Source organism: Micromonospora sp. NPDC047762 (genome assembly GCF_043204655.1).
In the GTDB taxonomy this organism is placed as follows: domain Bacteria; phylum Actinomycetota; class Actinomycetes; order Mycobacteriales; family Micromonosporaceae; genus Micromonospora.
On record NZ_JBIDCQ010000005.1, the window covers coordinates 451281 to 468981 of the forward strand.

A 17701-nucleotide genomic window follows, 5' to 3' on the forward strand; every position below is an offset into this window, starting at 1 on the left:
TGATCCCTCATGAGTGACCAGCAGCAGCTGCGCAACTTCGTCAACGGCTCCTACGTCGACCCGTCCGATGGCGGTTACGCCGACCTGGTCGACCCCTGCACGGGTGAGGTGTTCGCCCAGGCCCCGGTCTCCGGCGCCGCCGACGTGGACGCGGCGATGAACGCCGCCGCCACCGCCTTCGAGAGCTGGCGGGAGGTCACCCCGGCCGAGCGGCAGCGGGCACTGCTCAAGCTCGCCGACGCCGTGGAGGCGCGCGCCGCCGAGCTGGTCGACGCCGAGGTGCGCAACACCGGCAAGCCCCGCCAGCTCACCGCCGATGAGGAGCTTCCCCCGGCGGTGGACCAGTTCCGGTTCTTCGCCGGTGCCGCCCGGATGTTGGAGGGGCGGTCCGCCGGGGAGTACCTGGCCGGGCACACCTCCTACGTGCGGCGTGAGCCGATCGGCGTCTGCGCGCAGGTCACCCCCTGGAACTACCCGCTGATGATGGCGGTCTGGAAGATCGCCCCCGCGCTCGCCGCCGGCAACACAGTGGTACTCAAGCCGTCGGACACCACCCCGGTGTCGACACTGCTGCTCGCCGAGATCGCCGCCGAGTTCTTCCCACCGGGCGTGTTCAACGTGGTCTGCGGCGACCGGGACACCGGTCGTACCCTCGTGTCGCACCCGACCCCGCAGCTGGTGTCGATCACCGGCTCGACCCGCGCGGGCATGGAGGTGGCCGCCGCGGCGGCCCCCGACCTGAAGCGCACCCACCTGGAGTTGGGCGGAAAGGCCCCGGTGGTGATCTTCGACGACGCGGACGTGGCCGCGGCCGCCGAGGCCATCGCGATGGGCGGCTACTTCAACGCCGGGCAGGACTGCACAGCGGCCACCCGGGTGCTGGCCGGCCCCGGCGTCCACGACGACTTCGTGGCGGCGCTCGCCGAGCAGGCCCGCAACACGAAGACCGGCGCACCGGACGACGCCGACGTGCTCTACGGGCCCCTGAACAACGCCAACCAGCTCACCCGGGTCAGCGGTTTCGTGGACCGCCTGCCGGACCACGCGGCGATCCAGACCGGCGGGTCCCGGCAGGGCGAACGCGGCTACTTCTACGCGCCGACAGTGGTCTCCGGGCTGCGTCAGGCCGACGAGATCATCCAGGACGAGGTGTTCGGGCCGGTCATCACCGTGCAGCGCTTCTCCGACGAGGACGAGGCGGTGCGCTGGGCCAACGGCGTCGACTACGGCCTGTCCGCGTCGGTCTGGACGCGCGACCACGGCCGGGCCATGCGGATGACCCGTCGACTCGATTTCGGCTGCGTCTGGGTCAACACGCACATCCCGTTCGTCTCCGAGATGCCGCACGGTGGCTTCAAGCACTCCGGGCACGGCAAGGACCTCTCGGTCTACAGCCTGGAGGACTACACCCGGATCAAGCACGTCATGCACAACATCGAGGGCTGACCGGTGAGCGCGAGGAGTGAGCCGGTCTTGCGAGCCCCCCAGCCGCTACCGAAAGGCGGTGCCGCGCCGACGTCCGAGGAGCTGCACAAGCGGCGCGGCGACGCCGTGGCCCGAGGTGTCGGCAGCGTGATCACGTCCTATGTGGACAGTGCGTCCGGCGGGACGATCACCGACGTGGACGGCCGGGAGTGGATCGACTTCGCCGCCGGCATCGCCGTGACCAGCGTGGGCAACTCGGCTCCGAGGGTGGTCGAGGCGGTCCGGGCGCAGGTGGAGCGGTTCACCCACACCTGCTTCATGGTCGCGCCGTACGAGTCGTACGTGGCGGTGTGCGAGCAGCTCAACGCGGTGACGCCCGGCGGGTTCGCGAAGCGCTCGGCGTTGTTCAACTCCGGTGCGGAGGCGGTGGAGAACGCCGTCAAGGTCGCCCGGCATGCCACCGGGCGGCCGGCGGTCGTGGTGTTCGACCACGCGTACCACGGCCGGACCAACCTGACCATGGCGTTGACCGCGAAGAACATGCCGTACAAGCACCGGTTCGGGCCGTTCGCCGGGGAGATCTACCGGGTGCCGATGTCGTACCCGCTGCGTGATGGTGGGCTCTCCGGCGTGGAGGCGGCGGCCCGGGGGATCGAGATGATCGAGAAGCAGGTCGGCGCGGAGAACGTCGCCGCGCTGCTCATCGAGCCGATCCAGGGCGAGGGTGGCTTCGTCGTACCCGCGCCGGGTTTCCTGCCCGCGCTGCGCGCGTGGGCGACGGCGGCCGGGGTGGTCTTCGTCGCCGACGAGATCCAGACCGGTTTCTGCCGTACCGGTGACTGGTTCGCCTGTCAGCACGAGGGCGTCGAACCCGACCTGGTGACCCTGGCCAAGGGCATCGCCGGTGGTCTGCCGCTGGCCGCGCTGACCGGTCGGGCCGAGCTGATGGACGCGGTGCACGTCGGTGGGCTCGGCGGCACGTACGGCGGCAACCCGATCGCCTGCGCCGCCGCGCTGGCCACCATCGAGACAATGCGCGAGCTGGACCTGGCCGGTGCGGCCCGACGGATCGAATCGGTGCTGGTCCCCCGGCTGCGGGCCATCGCCGAGCGGGATCCCCGGGTCGCCGAGGTACGCGGCCGGGGCGCGATGCTCGCCGTGGAGCTGGTGCTGCCGGGCACCCTCACCCCCGACCCGGCCGCCACGGCGGCGATCTCGGCGGCCTGTCACGCCGCCGGCCTGCTCACACTGACCTGCGGCACGTACGGCAACGTGCTGCGCTTCCTGCCCCCGCTGGTGATCTCCGACGGGCACCTCACCCGAGGCGCGGACCTCCTCGACGCCGCCTTCGGGTGAGTGGCGGAGGGGCCCGGTGCACGGGCCCCTCCGGCGACGGGCCCGGTGTGCCAGGTCCGTCCGGCGACGGGCCCGGTGTGCCGGGCCCGTCGCGCGATGTCAGCGAAGCACCTCGACGGTGTTGCGGCGCACCAGGTTCTTGCCCGGCTCGCGGATCTGCTCCATGGCGGCGGAGTTGAGCAGGACGCAGCTGCCCGACGGGCCGGTGACCGTCACAGTCGTCGCCCGGTTGTTGTCCAGGTTGGTCACCCGCAGCCGGGTGCCCACCGGGAACTGCCCACTGGTCGCCGCCGGACCGGCCGCCTCCTCGAAGAAGGTGATCGCCCCGGAGCACACCGACTGGGGCGCCGGGCCGGGCACGCCGGGAGACGCGACGCCGGGACGGACCGTGCCGGGGGCCGGAGCGCCGGCGGGCGGGGCCGCGCCGTCGACGCGTTCCACCACGTTGCGGCGGATCACATTCTTGCCGGGCTCCCGGACCAGCTCCATGGCAGCGGAGTTGAGCAGCACACAACTGCCCGACGGGCCGGTCACCGTCACAGTGGCCGCCCGGTTGTTGTCCAGGTTGGTCACCCGCAGCCGGGTGCCCACCGGGAACCGGTCGCTGGTCGCCGCCGGCGCCCCGCCCTCCGCGGAGAAGGTGACCGAACCGGAGCAGACCGACGACCGTGCCGGGGCCGTGTCGGCGAACCCGAAGCTGGTCCCCACCGACACGCCCACCGCGGCGAGCACCGCCACACTCGCTGCCAGCACGTGCCTGCGCTGCACCCTCATCGCCGTCACTCCCGTCCTCGGTGGTGTTCTTCACCCACCGGTACGGACCGGAGCGTCCTACCGTTCAGCCGGCACGGGTATCGATCGCGCGGCGACCAGGTCCACCGGGCCGTACCGGGTGCTCGGGGCCCTGGTTATCAGCGCCCAGTAACGGTCGCCGTACGACCAGTGCCACCACTCGGTCGGGTAGTTGACCATCCCCGCGCCGCCGAGGGCGTCCACCATGATCTGCCGGTGCCGGCGGGCGGCGCCCCCGATCGTCGGCGCGTCCGTGAAGCAGGCGTCGGCGCTGTCCTCCGGTGTGGCGTCGATGGCAGTGCCCAAATCCAGCTCCACACCGTCGTCGGTGCAGAGCGTCAGGTCCACCGCGCCGCCCGTGCTGTGCGGGGCCACCTCGACCGGCGACACGAACTTCGTGGTCTCCCGGTGCAGCCACTGCGGCGACCAGTCCGGGTGCCGTCGGCGCAGCTCGTCGCGGTAACCGGTGAAGATGGCCAGTTGCGCCTGGTACGGCCGGTAGCCCTCGACCACCAGCAGCCGCAGCCCACCGGGCAGGGCCCGCTGCGCGGCAAGCAGGCGGTCCACGACACCGGCGCGCAACCGGGCGTACGCCCCGGCCGGGTCGGCCGCCCGGCCGTCGAGCCGCAACTCCGGCAGCTCACGCAGGTCAACGAACTCCTCGCCGTCGTCGGCGCTGGGCACCGCCGCCACCCGGGGGTCGGAGAGCAGGATCATCGGATGCTCCCCGCCGTGCCCGCCGACCGTTCCGCATGGCGGACCCGGGCCAGCTCGACGAGTCGGTCCACCACCTCCCGGTAGCCGACCCCGACGGCGGCCCACACCTTCGGGTACATCGAGTGCGCGGTGAAGCCGGGCATCGTGTTCAGCTCGTTGACGTACAGCTCGCCGGCCGTCTCGTCGTAGAAGAAGTCGACCCGGGCCAGACCCCAACCGCCGATCGCTGCGAACGCGCGCAGCGACAACTCGCGGACCCGTTCGGTCACCTCGTCCGGCAGCACGGCGGGGACGATCATCGGGTCGGCGTCGCCGAAATACTTCTGCTGGTAGTCGAACCAGCCGCCGCTGACCTGCACCTCGCCCACCGCCGACGCCTCGGGACGCCAGCCACCGAGCACCGCGCACTCCAACTCCCGGCCGACGACCCCCTGCTCCACAATGACGAGTTGGTCGTGGCGAAGCGCCTCCTCCACGGCGGCGGCCAGGTCGTCACCCTCGTCGACGCGGGAGATGCCGATCGACGAGCCCATGCTGGCCGGCTTGACGAACAGCGGCCGGCTCAGCCCGGTCACCAACTTCTCCGGGTCGTCGACCTCCCGGTAGGTGTGCGCGTCGAACGACACGTACGGGGTGACGGGGATGCCCTCGGCGCGCAGCGCCCGCTTCATCGCCACCTTGTTCATACCGACCGCCGAGGCGAGGATGCCGCACCCGACGTACGGCACGTTCAGTGACTCCAGCAGCCCCTGCACCACGCCGTCCTCGCCGTACGGGCCGTGCAGCACCGGGAAGACCACGTCCAGCTCGGCGTGCACCGCGCCAGGGGCGTTACCGGCGGACACCTGCACGACACCCGCACGCGGACCGGCCCGCAACTCGACGGCCGGCCCGGTCACCACCAACTGGTCGTCGATGGCCCGCTCGCCGGCCGGTCGGTCGCGCAACTCGGCCAGCAGCGCGTCGGGCATCAGCCGGAAGCCGCCGCTGCGGGTGACACCGATGGCCACAGTGCGGTAGCCGCCACCGGCGAGCGCCCGGGCCACCCCGAGCGCGGAGGCACAGGAGACCTCGTGCTCCGCCGACGGCCCACCGAACAGGATTCCGATCCGCACTGGCGCGCTCACGCCGCCGCCCCTTCCTCAGCCAGGTCGGCCGATCGCGGGGCCATCAACCGGGCCACCAGCGCCGCCTCCACGTTCCCGCCGGTCAGCACCACGCCGACTGTCCGCTGCCGGTCGCTGTCCGACGCCCTTCGGCTTCCGCCGGCCGGTGGAAGCCGGAGGGCGCCGGCCAGGCCCGCCGCCCCGGAGGGCTCGGCGAGCACCTTGAGCTCCGTCAGGATCAGCCGGAACGCCGCCGCGATCTCGGCGTCGTCGACCCGGACGACCCCACGCAGCGTGTCCCGCACGATGGCGAACGGCAGCTCCCCCACGCAGGACGGCCGCAGACCGTCCGCGATGGTGGCCGCCGGCGCTACCGGCACGCGTACACCTGCCTCCAGGCTGCGGGCGAGCGAATCGCAACCCACCGGCTCCACGCCGTACACCTCGATGCCGGAGCCGGCGGCGGCCAGGCAGGCGCCGGCCACCCCGCCACCACCACCCACCGGTACGACCAACGCGTCCAACGGCGTCCCCGCGCGCTCGGCGTCCTCGATCAGCTCCAGGCTCGCGGTGCCCTGCCCGGCGATCACGTCCGGGTGGTCGTACGCGTCGACGACGGGGTGACCGCTCTCGTCGCTGAGCCCGTTGGCCACCGCCACCCGCTCCTCGACGCTGGTGCCGGCGAACACCACCCGCGCCCCCGCCGCGCGCGCCCGGTCGACCTTCGTCGACGCGGCGTCGACCGGCAGCACCACTGTCGCCGCGAGCCCGTGCTGCCGGGCCGCCAACGCCACCGCCACCGCGTGGTTGCCGGTGCTCTGCGCGATCACCCCGGTGTGGCCGGCCACCGCGAGGCGGCCGACCGCGCGCAGCGCACCCCGCATCTTGTACGAGCCACCGTGCTGGAGGTTCTCCGCCTTGAGCAGCACCCGTGCCCCGGCAAGCTCGTCGATCACCGGGGAGCGCAGCACTGGGGTGCGGACCACGAGGCCGGCCAGCCAGCGGCTGGCCTCCTCGACATCGGCCCGGACCTGACCAACTGTGCCTGTCATCGTCTCTCCTTCTCGGGCACGCCACAGGCAGGGTCCAGCGGTACGTGGACCCCGGTGACTGTGGGTGGAAGTGTCAGTTCAAGGTGGGTAGCTGGACGTCGACCCGCAGACCGCCGTACTCGGCGGGCCGGGCCGCGATGATGCCGTCGTGGGCCTGGGTGATCGAACGGGCGATGGCCAGGCCCAGCCCGGCCCCACCGCCCTGCGAGGTCCGGTCCCGGGCGAGTCGGCGGAACGGCTCGAACAGACCGGCGACCGCCTCGGCCGGCACCGGCTGGCCGGTGTTGACCACTGACAGCGCGGGCACGCCGCCCACCACGACGGTCAGCGAGCCGCCCGGCCGGTTGTACTTGATCCCGTTCTCCACCAGGTTGGTGACCAGTCGTTCCAGCAGCACCCGCTCGCCGACGACCACCCGGGGTACGAGATGGGTCTCCACTGTGACGCCGGCCTCCCGGGCCCGGTTTAGGTAACCGGCCAGCACCGCCTCGACGATCGCGTCCAACCGCTGCGGTATGCGGGAACGGAGACCCTGGTCGCTCTCGCTGAGCGCGAGCAGGCCCTCGATCAGTCGTTCGTTGCGCTCGTTGGTCTCCAGCAGCTGACTGGTCAGCAGCTCCAACTGCTCGCCGGTCAGCGCCCTGGCCATACCGACCTCGATGAGCGTCCGCTGCACGGCGAGGGGCGTACGCAGCTCGTGCGAGGCGTTCGCGGCGAACCGCCGCTGCCCCTCGTACCCGGCGGAGACGCGTTCCATCATCTCGTCGATCGCCCTCGACAGCCGGGCCAACTCGTCGCCGCCCCGGGGCCGGATCCGGTGACCAAGGTTCTGCGGGCCGAGCTGCCCGATCGGCCCGGCCAGGTCAGCGACCGGGCGCAGGCACCACGCCGCGGCGAACCAGAGCCCCACCAGGACGGCGAGGGTCACGAGCAGAACGGCCACCAGGGGCAGCATGAACGCCCCCGGCCGTACGTTGCGACACACCGCCGACATCCCCGGCACGGGCAGGTCACAGAACTGCTGCCCCCAGTTCCAGGTCACCTGCGACAGCCACTTGCCCATCGCCGGCAGTACCGGGCCGGCCAGCAGCGCCAACAGCCCCACCAGCAGCACCCGACGTCGGGGCGTCCAACTCACGCCGTGCCGCCGATGCGGTAGCCGGCCTTCGGAACGGTGTGGATGATCGCGGGATCGCCGAGCTTCTTGCGCAGGGTCATCACGGTGACCCGTACGGCGTTGGTGAACGGGTCGGCGAACTCGTCCCAGGCCTGCTCCAGCAACTCCTCGGCGCTGACCACCTGGCCGTCCGCGCGCAGCAGCACGTGCAGCACCGCGAACTCCTTGGGGCTCAACGCGAGCGGGCGACCGTCCCGGGTGGCCAGGTGCCGACCCACGTCCAGGGCCAGACCGTCCTGGGCGAGCACCGGTGGCAGCGCCGGCGTCGACCGTCGCCCGAGGGCCTGCACCCGGGCCACCAACTCGGCGAAGGCGAACGGCTTGGTCAGGTAGTCGTCCGCGCCGAGGCCGAGGCCCTCCACCCGGTCCCGGATGCCGGCCGCCGCGGTGAGCAGCAGCACCCGGGTGCCAACCTGTGAGTCGGCGATGCTGCGGCACACCTCGTCGCCGGTGTGTCCGGGCATGTCCCGGTCCAGCACCGCCACGTCGTACCGGTTCACCCCGACCCGCTCCAGCGCACCGTCACCGTCGTAGCAGACGTCCACGGCCATTGAGAGGCGGCGCAGCCCTTCGGCCACCGTGTCCGCCAACAACCGCTCGTCGTCCGCCACCAGCACCCGCACGTTTCCCGCTCCCCCAGTTCGGCTTGCCCGGCATACCGTCGCAGGCCCGGGTTAAGGGTTCTGTAAGCACCCGCCGCAGCCATCCTCCACGCGGCTGTCCAGCGGGCAAACCATCGCAACCCAGCCCCCGCCCCCTTCGTCCCCGTCTCACGTCATCTGAGTCGTCCGTCCCCGAAGGCCCCAGCGCTCAGCGACCAAGAGTGGCCCGAGTCACAACCAAAGAGCAGCCAACCCACAAGACCCCTCGCTCGCCCCGAGCTCGCCCGTCGCCCTCGCCCTCGCTCCGCCAGCCCGCGTCGATCATGGAGTTGTGGTGGGCTTTGGATCCCGTTCCGCACCTTTTGCGGGGCACCACAACTCCATGATCGACGTCGTCGAGGGGTGGGGGTTGGGGGTTGGGGTTGGGGGGGCCGGTGGGGGTGGGGTTAGGGGTGGAGGAGGGGGATCAAGGTTTGGACGATGTGGGCGGGGCGGCGGTAGAGGTCCTGGTCCGTGAAGTGGCGCATTTGCCAGCCGTTGGCAGCGAGCCAGTTCATTCGAGCCCGATCGCGCCGGAGGCGGACACGATCCAGATGGGACGATCCGTCGTACTCGACACCGACGCGTTGTCGCCGATACCCGAGATCGAGGCGGTAGAGCGGTATCCCGTTGCTGTCCGGGACCCAGATCTGCGGCTCGGGCGGTGGCAGGCCGCCATCCATGAGCACCAGGCGCAGCTGGCTCTCCTGCCGACACTCTGCCCGAGGATCAGCGCGTGGCACGAGATCGCGCGCCTGACGGACCCCACGCAACCGGTCGTGCCGAGCGACCTCGATCCGAAGTTCCTCGGGTTGGCACGCGGCCACACGGAGACAAAGATCCAGCAGCGGCATCGCTTCCATCCGACGCAACGACCGGGCCAGGTCCACCGCGCACCTGGCTGCGGACGCACAGGGCACTCCGGCCAGCAGCACCGGATCACGCACCGGCAGCACTGCCTCGTGGGCAACCAGGCCGCGTATACGCGGGATGATTTCTCCCGCGGGCACGATCACATGCACGTCCGGACTTCGCGCGTCACCGAAGCCATGCAGTTGCGCGCCAGTTTGAAAGCCGACTACGGCTGTAGCAGGCAACCGCCGGAAGATTGCCTGCAAACGCCCAGCCTGATTGGCCGATGGCGCGTAGACACTCCGCGACATTCGGTGCAGGCGGGACTGCTCAGTCAGCCTGCGCACTTGTTCCCGGCTGAGGCCGGCCGCGAGCAACTCCGAGTATCGATACGACTGCTCTGCCATGCCGCAGCAATCTGCGGCACCCGGTCGCCGATTCTCGCCTTCGACCCAACTCCCTGTGGATAACTGCCAGCCCTGTGCACAATCCCCGAACTACCCCGGAGTCGTGCTAAGGCCAAGTTCCACCGCCTGGGTCGATCATGGAGTTGTGGTGCCGGGTATAAGCCGCAAAACAGCAGTCTTCGCCCACCACAACTCCATGATCGACGCCGGGTCAGGGTCTCGAGGGGGCCAGGACTAGTCGCAGGCTATGCCGTCGCCGTCTCGGTCCAGGTCGTAGATGTCGTCGCCGATGACCCTGATCGGCCCTCTGACGTAGGCGGGGCCGTTGCCACTGCCACCCGCGCAGTCGACGTCGCTGGCGATCGGGACGCAGCCGCTGTAGTTCGGGTCGCACTTCGACGACTGCGGCTTCTTGGTGCCGACGGCCACGACCTGGGTCACCGGCTGCTTCGTCACTGCGGATTTGACCATTTTCTTGGCCGTCCGCACGCCGTCGGTGGTGGTCACCTCGTAGGTCATGTTCCGGACGCCGTTCACGCCCTTGGTTCGGACGACCCGCTTGCCCTCGGCCAGTGACGAGTCCTTGACGGTCCGCTCGCCGTACCGGATGGTGGCCTTCTCCGTCACGGTCGTCACCTGCACCACCGGCACGGCCGCCGCCGACGAGGGCGCCGTGGCAGGCACCGACGAGGGCACTGTGGAGGGCGCGGCGATCGGCGACTCCTCCTGGGCCGGGGCCTCCTCGGTCGGCTCGCCGGGCGCGGCCAGGATCGGCTGTTGTGGTTGCTCGGCGGCGGTGCCGGTCCTGGTCGGCTCCGGCTCGCCGGTCAACGCGCCGACGATGGCGGTGCCGGTGCAGCAGAGCAGCAGGATCGACAGCGTGACCGAGCCGAGGATCACGGCGACCCGGCTGGCGGGAGTGGCCCGGCGGAACCAGTTCGGTCGGGGCGTCTGGCCGAACGACGGCGGGTACGGCGGCCCCGGGTGCTGTGGTGGTTGCATCGTCACGGCGATGAGTGTCGTCGCAAACACAGCGTGCAATATCCCCCGTCGTGTTCGTCACCTGCGCCTTTCGCTTCGCGGGAAAGATCGGTGGGCACGTTGGCGGGCGACGAGTCGGCAGGTGCGGCAACCTCCAGGCTGGCAGGGCAGGGCCGATCGTGCGGGTATCAGCACCAACAAAAGCCGCAGATCCCCACGCACCGCGTCGACAGCGGTCGGAGATCGAACCACGGCGACGGAACTGTCGCGATGCCGTCAGCGGGATGAGCTCACCGTTCCTCCATCGCCCACGGTGAGCCGTAATCGTTCAGCAGGTCGAGGAAGGGCATCGGGGGCAACGCCTCCGGTCCGAGCACGCCCACGCCGGCCCACGCGCCGCTGGCGAGCAACTCCAAGGCGACGACCGGGTTGACGGCGGTCTGCCAGACCACCGCCTGGTGCCCGTACTCCCGCATCGACCACTCGTTGTCGACCACGTGGTACAGGTAGACCTCGCGGGGTTGCCCGTCCGGGCCGAGGCCGCGTACCCAGGTGCCGGCGCAGGTCTTGCCGCGCATCCGGGCACCGAGCGTGGCCGGGTCGGGCAGGCTCGCGGCGACCACGTCACGCGGGGAGACCTCGACGCCGCGTACCCGCACCGGGGAGACGGCGTCCAGACCGAGCTTGTGCAGCGTCTTGAGCACCTCGATGAACTCGTCGCCCAGGCCGTACTTGAAGGTGACCCGCCGGGCCTTGACCCAGCGCGGGATGAGCAGCACCTCCTCGTGCTCGACGTTGACGCACTCGACCGGCCCGATCCCCTCGGGGAAGTGGAAGACCTCCGGCTCGGAGAACGGTTCGGTGGTGAACCAGCCCCGGTCTTTCTCCCAGATGACCGGCGGGTTGAGGCACTCCTCGATCGTTGTCCAGATGGAGAACGAGGGCGCGAAGTCGTACCCGTCGACTGTCAGGTTCGCCCCGTCCCGGACACCGATCTCGTCGATCTCGCTGAACAGTTCATCGGCGGCGTAACGGGCGAAGACGTCGGAGAGGCCGGGCTCGACCCCGATGCCGCACAGCGCCAGCCGACCGGCCGCCGACCAGGTGTCGGCCAGCGCGAACTGTTCGTCGCCGAGCTTCACGCCGGTCTCGACGTGTGACAGCGACATCGCCATGTCCAGGTAGTCCGCGCCGGCCGCGAACGCGCCGTCGAAGATCGGCATGACGAACCGCGGGTCGACGGCGTTCAGCACGTGCGTGATCCGGTGTTCCCGGCACAGTGCGGTGACCGCGTCGGCCGAGGAGGCGTCCACCTGGGCGGCGACGAATCGGTCACCGTGCCCGGCGACCGACCGTTGGGCCCGAACGGGGTCGTGGTCGGCCACCACGATGGTCTCGAAGAAGGTCCGTCGGGCGGCGATGGCTACGGCGGCGGAGCCGACGCCACCGGCGCCGACGAGGAGGACACGCATCAGGAATCAAACCCCAAACCGAAACGATTGAGAGTACGGAGCCAGAGGTCGCGCCGACCCTCGCGCGCGTCGGCGCGGGCCAGTGACCAGCGGGTGAGATTGATGCCGACCGCGCGGACGGGTTCCGGTGGGAACGGCAGTGGCTTGCGGCGAACCAGGTCGAGCCGGGTCAGCGGGGTGTTCCCGCCGTCGAGCAGGTCGAGCAGCACCCGGGCCCCGAAGCGGGTGGCCCCGACGCCGAGGCCGGTGTAGCCGGCCGCGTACGCCAGCCGACCGCCGTAGGCGGTGCCGAAGAACGGGCAGAACCGGGTGCAGGTGTCGATGACTCCGCCCCAGCGGTGGCTGAACCGCACGTCGGCGAGCTGCGGGAACGTGGTGAAGAAGTGGCGGGCGAGGGTGGTGAAGGTGGCCTGTCGTTGTTCCAACTCGGGCGCGACCCGGTTGCCGTAGTGGTACACGGCGTCGTAGCCGCCGAAGAGGATCCGTCCGTCGGTGGTGATCCGGTAGTAGTGGAACTGGTTGGCGGTGTCGGCGAGCCCCTGCCGGTTGCGCCACCCGATGGCGTCGCGCTGGGCGGGGGTGAGCGGCTCGGTCATCAGCACGTGGTCGTAGACCGGCACCAGGTACGCCCGCAGCCGGCGTAGCAACGGCGGGAACGCGTTGGTGGCCAGCACGACCCGACGCGCCCGGATCGAGCCGGGCAGACCGGCGGCAGAGGTATCGGCCCGGCCACTGTCGGCCGGGTGGGCGGCGGGACCGGTGCCCAGGGTGCTGGCGTGCAGGGCCGCACCGTCGGCGCGCAGTCCGGTGACCCGGGTGTGCTCGTGCACGCGTACGCCGAGGTCGAGGCAGGCGCGGCGCAGCCCCCAGGCCAGCTTCGCCGGGTCCACCATGGCCACCCGGTCGGCGTCGAACATCCCACCCAGGTACGTCGGTGAGTGCACCTCGGCGCGCACCTCGTCCCGGTCGAGCAACCGCACCCGGTGGCCGTACCGGCGGGCCAGGTCCGCGTCGGCGGCCAGCCCGTCGAGTTGGTACGGCTCGACGGCGACGGCCAGCTCACCGGTGCGCTCGAAGTCGCAGTCGATGTCGAACTTCGCGACGGTGGCGGCGATGGCGTCCAGATTGTCCCGGCCGAGGCGTTCCAACTCGCCGACCTCGTCGGGGAACCGCTCGACACCGTTGGCGAGGCCGTGGGTCAAAGAGGCGGCGCAGAAACCGCCGTTGCGCCCGGAGGCCGCCCAGCCGCAGGTCCCGGCGTCGACGAGCAGCACGTCCCGGTCCGGGTCAGCCTGTTTCGCCAACAGCGCGGCCCACAGTCCGCTGTAACCGCCGCCGATCACCAGCAGGTCGGCGGAGTGCCGACCGCTCAGCGGCGGTAGCGGGTCGGGGCGGTCCGGGCGGTCGAGCCAGTACGGCACGGGTGCCGCGTCGGCCAACGCCCGGCCGGTATGTGGGAGCGTCATGACCGCGCGCCCGCCGGGTGGTCCGGAGCATCGGGGCGGGTCATGACGACCGACGCGGGTGACCTGACGGCCCGGACAGCAGCGCGGCGCGGCGGGCCCGTCGACCGCGCAGCGAGCTGAGCCCCACGAGCAGCAACGCGACCGCGAACATCGCCGTGCCGATCACGTTGACCTGCGGTGGGATGCCACGCTGGGCAGCCCCCCAGACGTACATCGGGAACGTGACGGTGGTGCCGGCGTTGAAGTTCGTGATGATGAAGTCGTCGAAGCTGAGTGAGAAGGCCAGCAACGCGGCGGCCACGATGCCGGGCAGCACCAGCGGCAGGGTGATCCGCCGGAAGGTCTGCCACTCGTTGGCGTAGAGGTCCATGGCGGCCTCCTCCAGCCGCCGGTCCATCCCGGCGAGCCGCGCCTTCACGGTGACCACCACGAACGACACGCAGAACATCACATGCGCGATCACGATGGTCCAGAAACCCTGCGGTACGCCCGCCGACACGAACAGGGCCAGCAGCGACGTGCCCATCACCAGTTCCGGGGTGGCCATCGGCAGGAAGATCAGCACGTTGATCCCGGATCGGCCCCGGAAGCGGTGCCGGACCAGCGCGAACGCCATCAGGGTGCCGAGCACTGTGGCGACCACAGTGGCGATGAAGCCGATCTGCACGCTGCGGACGACCGCGTCGCACATGTCCGAGGTGGCGCACGGCTGCCGCCAGTTGTCCAGAGTGAACTCGTTGAAGTCGTACGAGAGCCGGCTCGACGGCCGGTTGAACGACAGCCCGGCCACCACCAGGATCGGCAGCGCCAGGTAGCCGAGCACCAGCAACGCCACGATCATCACCCAGCGGTCCGCGAGCCAACGGGAAACCCTCACAGGACCTCCTCCGTGCCGGCTCGACGGAGGTAGCCGAAGACCACCGCGAGGATCGCCGCCATCAGCAGGAACGACAGCGCGGCGCCCTGCGGGTAGTCCAGTCGGACCAGGAACGCCGAGTCGATGACGTTGCCGATCATGTATTCGTTCGGGGTGCCGAGCAGCTCGGCGTTGATGTAGTCGCCGCTGGCCGGGATGAAGAACAGCAGCGTGCCGGCGACCAGACCGGGCATGGACAGCGGCAGTGTCACCCGACGGAACGCCTGCACCGGGCTCGCGTACAGGTCGGTGGCCGCCTCCAGCAACCGCGGGTCAAGCCGCTCCAGGCTCGCGTACAGCGGCAGCACCAGGAACGGCAGGAAGTTGTACGTCAGGCCGAGCACCACAGCGAACGGGGTGGCCAGCAGCCGACCGTCCGGGGCGAGCAGGTGCACGTCGCGCAGCAGACCGACGAGCGCGCCGTTGTCCGACAGAATCGTCTTCCAGGCCAGCGTGCGGACCAGGAAGCTGGTGAATATCGGCGCGACGACGCACACCAGCAGCAGGTTCTTCCAGCGGCCAGCCTTCTGCGCGATGGCGTACGCCAGTGGGTAGCCCAGCAGCAACGCCAGCACCAGGGCCAGCCCGGCGTAGCCGAACGAGCGCAGGAACTGCGGCCAGTACGCCTGGAGCACGTCCGGGTAGTTGCCGACCGCCCAGGTCATCGCGTACCCGGTGGAGAGCGAGCCGCTGGGGTCGTACAGGCTGGCCGCCGCCAACTGCACGAGCGGCACACCGAAGAAGATGAGCAGCCAGGCCGCACCCGGCAACAACAGGAGGTACGGCAGGAGTCGGCGTCGCCCGGACCGGGCTGCCGGTGGCGCGGGCGGCGGGTGCCCCGATCCGGTGGGGGCCAGCAGGGTCACGACGACACACCCACCGGCTCGTCCAGCACCGGTGACGTCCGGTCGGTGTCGGCGGCGTCGCGGGGCAGCAGGAACGCGTGCCGCGGATCCCAGTACGCCACGGCCTCGCTGCCGACCGCCACAGTCGTCGACGTTCCGCTGTTGGCGGCGAAGACCGACAACTCGGTGCCCCAGCCGGTACGCAGCAGGTACTGCGTGCTGACTCCCACGTAGGAGGCGTCGGTGACCACTCCGGTGACGTGCTGATGCCCGGCGGGTACCTGGTCGGCGGAGCCGACCAGAATCAGCTTCTCCGGGCGTACCCCCAGGTGGACCGGGCCGCTCTCGGCCCGTGCGCGGCCGGCGGGCACGGAGAAGCGCGTGCCGTGCGCCGTCACCGCGACGTCGCCGCCGCCGACGCCGGTGGCCTCGCCGGCGAGCAGATTGGACTGGCCGAGGAAGTTCGCCACGAAGGCGGTGGCGGGAAACTCGTAGATGTCGGCCGGGGCACCCAACTGTTCGATCCGGCCGGCGTTCATCACCGCGACGGTGTCGGCCATGGTCATGGCCTCCTCCTGGTCGTGGGTGACGTGCACGAAGGTGATGCCGACCTCGGTCTGGATGCGCTTCAGCTCGATCTGCATCTGTCGGCGCAGCTTCAGGTCGAGTGCGCCCAGCGGCTCGTCGAGCAGCAGCACCTGCGGCCGGTTGATCAGCGCGCGGGCGAGCGCGACCCGCTGCTGCTGACCCCCGGAGAGCTGGGCGGGGCGGCGGTTGCCATAGCCGTCGAGCTGCACCAGCGACAGCATCCGGGAGACCTCGTCGTCGACCGAGCGGATGCCGCGTCGGCGCAGCCCGAAGGCCACGTTCTCGAAGATGGTGAGGTGCGGAAAGAGCGCGTAGCTCTGGAAGACGGTGTTCACCGGCCGCTTGTACGGACGCAGCCGGGCGATGTCGGTGTCACCGAGCAGCACCTGGCCGCTGGTCGGCTCCTCCAGGCCGGCGATCATCCGCAACGTGGTGGTCTTGCCACAGCCGGACGCGCCGAGCAGCGCGAAGAACGAGCCCTGCTCGATGGTCAGGCTCAGGTCGTCGACAGCGGTGAAGACGCCGAACCGTTTGGTGAGGTCGGCCAGGCGCAGATCGCCGGCGGGAGTCTCGCGCGCCATCCTCATCACGCCCCGATGACCTGTTGGAACTTGCCCTCGTACTCCTTCTCCTGCTTCTCGTCCAGGGCCATGAACACCTTGGACTTCGACAGCAGCGCCTCGTCCGGGAAGATCAGCGGGTTGGCTGCCAGCTCAGGATCGATCTTCTCCATCTCGGCCTGAGCGCCCTTCACCGGGCAGATGTAGTTGACGTACGCGGCGAGCTTCGCCGCGACCGCCGGCTCGTAGTAGTAGTTGATCAGCGCTTCGGCGTTGCCCTTGTGGGTGGCCTTGTTGGGGACCATCATGTTGTCGCTGTAGAGCATCACGCCCGAGTCCGGCGCGACGAACCGCACCTTCTCGTCCTCACCGGACAGTTGGATGACGTCGCCGGACCAGCCGATGCACGCGGCGATGTCGCCCTTGGCCAGGTCGGGCGCGTAGTCGTTGCCGGTGAACTTGCGGATCTGCCCGGAGTCGACTGCCTTCTTGAGCTTGTTGAGGGCGTCGTCGAACTGGGCGGCGGTGAAGTTGGCCGGGTCGTGCCCGTTCGACCCGAGCAGCAGGCCCATGGTGTCGCGCATCTCGCTGAGCGCGGTCACCTTGCCCTTGAGGTCGGGGCGGGTGAGCAGTTCGTCGACGGTCCGCAGTTCCTTCGTGACGTTGCCGTTGTACGCCAGGCCCGCCAGGCCCGACTGCCACGGGATGGAGATCCGGTTCTCGGTGTCGAAGGGGCGGTTGAGCAGCGACGGAAGCAGGTTGGCCTGCACGTTCGGGATTTTCGCCGGGTCCAGCTTCTGGATCCAGCCGAGCCGGATCATCCGGGCCGCCATCCAGTCGGTCAGCACGATGATGTCGCGGTCGGTGCTCTGACAGGCGGCAAGTTGGTTCTGCACCTTGCCGAAGAACTCGTTGTTGTCGTTGATGTCCTCGGTGTAGGTCACCTGGATGCCGGTCTTCGTGATGAACTCGTCGAGGCTCGGCCGCTTGGACTCGTCAGCGTCGTCAACGTCCATGTACTGCGGCCAGTTGGCGAAGGCGAGTTTCTTCTCGGTGCCGGAGAGGTCCTCGCTGACGCAACCAGCTTCGGTCTGCTGCGCGCCCTTGGTGCCGCAGCCCGCGAGGCTGCCGCCCATGGTGAGCAGGGCGGCCGAACCGAGAGTGCCGGTGAGCAGTCCACGCCGGGAGAGGGGCCGGAGGGGAGTACGCATGACGACTCCTAGGGGGTCATCGTCGGCGGGCGGGACGGGGGAGGCACGCCGGCGGGAATGTCGGGAGGGTCAAGTGCCATGGACGACTGATCCTGACATGAGGTGACCTCTCTTACAAGGGATTCCGTTGCGGGAAT

The 17701-nt window shown here is 70.3% G+C and carries 16 protein-coding genes; 2 read left to right on the plus strand and 14 right to left on the minus strand.

The window, feature by feature from the left end:
- The first annotated feature begins 9 nt into the window (after window positions 1–9).
- Window positions 10–1446 (plus strand): gamma-aminobutyraldehyde dehydrogenase, encoded by a 1437-nt coding sequence (locus ACGF3C_RS19180; RefSeq protein WP_393223561.1) that lies wholly within the window; start codon window positions 10–12, stop codon window positions 1444–1446.
- A 27-nt stretch (window positions 1447–1473) separates the two neighbouring features.
- On the plus strand, window positions 1474–2781 hold the full coding sequence (gene gabT / locus ACGF3C_RS19185; RefSeq protein ID WP_393223565.1) for a 4-aminobutyrate--2-oxoglutarate transaminase: 1308 nt from the start codon (window positions 1474–1476) through the stop codon (window positions 2779–2781).
- Between the two features lie 99 nt (window positions 2782–2880).
- Here gabT and ACGF3C_RS19190 read toward each other — a convergent pair whose 3' ends face one another.
- The 14 genes from ACGF3C_RS19190 to ACGF3C_RS19255 form a co-directional block, all read right to left on the minus strand.
- Window positions 2881–3555 (minus strand): hypothetical protein, encoded by a 675-nt coding sequence (locus tag ACGF3C_RS19190; protein ID WP_357232569.1) that lies wholly within the window; start codon window positions 3553–3555, stop codon window positions 2881–2883.
- Window positions 3556–3612: 57 nt separating this feature from the next.
- Window positions 3613–4290 carry a M15 family metallopeptidase gene (locus ACGF3C_RS19195; RefSeq protein ID WP_393223568.1) on the minus strand — a complete coding sequence of 226 codons (678 nt, stop codon included), beginning with the start codon at window positions 4288–4290 and terminating at the stop codon, window positions 3613–3615.
- On the minus strand, window positions 4287–5417 hold the full coding sequence (locus tag ACGF3C_RS19200) for a D-alanine--D-alanine ligase family protein (protein WP_357226965.1): 1131 nt from the start codon (window positions 5415–5417) through the stop codon (window positions 4287–4289). Before ACGF3C_RS19200 ends, ACGF3C_RS19195 begins: the two co-directional genes overlap by 4 nt.
- Window positions 5414–6448, minus strand: coding sequence for a threonine/serine dehydratase (locus ACGF3C_RS19205; RefSeq protein ID WP_393223571.1), 1035 nt, complete (start codon window positions 6446–6448; stop codon window positions 5414–5416). Before ACGF3C_RS19205 ends, ACGF3C_RS19200 begins: the two co-directional genes overlap by 4 nt.
- A 73-nt stretch (window positions 6449–6521) precedes the next feature.
- Window positions 6522–7586 carry a sensor histidine kinase gene (locus ACGF3C_RS19210; RefSeq protein WP_393223574.1) on the minus strand — a complete coding sequence of 355 codons (1065 nt, stop codon included), beginning with the start codon at window positions 7584–7586 and terminating at the stop codon, window positions 6522–6524.
- Window positions 7583–8248: a response regulator transcription factor gene (locus ACGF3C_RS19215; protein ID WP_091394074.1), complete on the minus strand. Its 666-nt coding sequence runs from the start codon at window positions 8246–8248 to the stop codon at window positions 7583–7585. Before ACGF3C_RS19215 ends, ACGF3C_RS19210 begins: the two co-directional genes overlap by 4 nt.
- 425 nt (window positions 8249–8673) lie before the next feature.
- Window positions 8674–9525: a DUF559 domain-containing protein gene (locus ACGF3C_RS19220; RefSeq protein WP_393223577.1), complete on the minus strand. Its 852-nt coding sequence runs from the start codon at window positions 9523–9525 to the stop codon at window positions 8674–8676.
- A gap of 234 nt (window positions 9526–9759) precedes the next feature.
- On the minus strand, window positions 9760–10527 hold the full coding sequence (locus ACGF3C_RS19225) for a G5 domain-containing protein (RefSeq protein WP_393223645.1): 768 nt from the start codon (window positions 10525–10527) through the stop codon (window positions 9760–9762).
- Window positions 10528–10796: 269 nt separating this feature from the next.
- Window positions 10797–11978, minus strand: a complete 1182-nt coding sequence (locus ACGF3C_RS19230) for a saccharopine dehydrogenase C-terminal domain-containing protein (RefSeq protein WP_393223580.1) — start codon at window positions 11976–11978, stop codon at window positions 10797–10799.
- Window positions 11978–13444 (minus strand): NAD(P)/FAD-dependent oxidoreductase, encoded by a 1467-nt coding sequence (locus tag ACGF3C_RS19235; protein ID WP_393223583.1) that lies wholly within the window; start codon window positions 13442–13444, stop codon window positions 11978–11980. Before ACGF3C_RS19235 ends, ACGF3C_RS19230 begins: the two co-directional genes overlap by 1 nt.
- 40 nt (window positions 13445–13484) lie before the next feature.
- Window positions 13485–14321, minus strand: a complete 837-nt coding sequence (locus ACGF3C_RS19240) for an ABC transporter permease (RefSeq protein ID WP_357205713.1) — start codon at window positions 14319–14321, stop codon at window positions 13485–13487.
- Window positions 14318–15226, minus strand: a complete 909-nt coding sequence (locus tag ACGF3C_RS19245) for an ABC transporter permease (RefSeq protein ID WP_393223588.1) — start codon at window positions 15224–15226, stop codon at window positions 14318–14320. The genes ACGF3C_RS19240 and ACGF3C_RS19245 overlap by 4 nt, the downstream gene beginning before the upstream one ends.
- Window positions 15223–16380, minus strand: a complete 1158-nt coding sequence (locus ACGF3C_RS19250) for an ABC transporter ATP-binding protein (RefSeq protein ID WP_393223591.1) — start codon at window positions 16378–16380, stop codon at window positions 15223–15225. The genes ACGF3C_RS19245 and ACGF3C_RS19250 overlap by 4 nt, the downstream gene beginning before the upstream one ends.
- Window positions 16380–17564 carry a spermidine/putrescine ABC transporter substrate-binding protein gene (locus tag ACGF3C_RS19255; RefSeq protein ID WP_355005590.1) on the minus strand — a complete coding sequence of 395 codons (1185 nt, stop codon included), beginning with the start codon at window positions 17562–17564 and terminating at the stop codon, window positions 16380–16382. The genes ACGF3C_RS19250 and ACGF3C_RS19255 overlap by 1 nt, the downstream gene beginning before the upstream one ends.
- Window positions 17565–17701 lie beyond the last annotated feature (137 nt).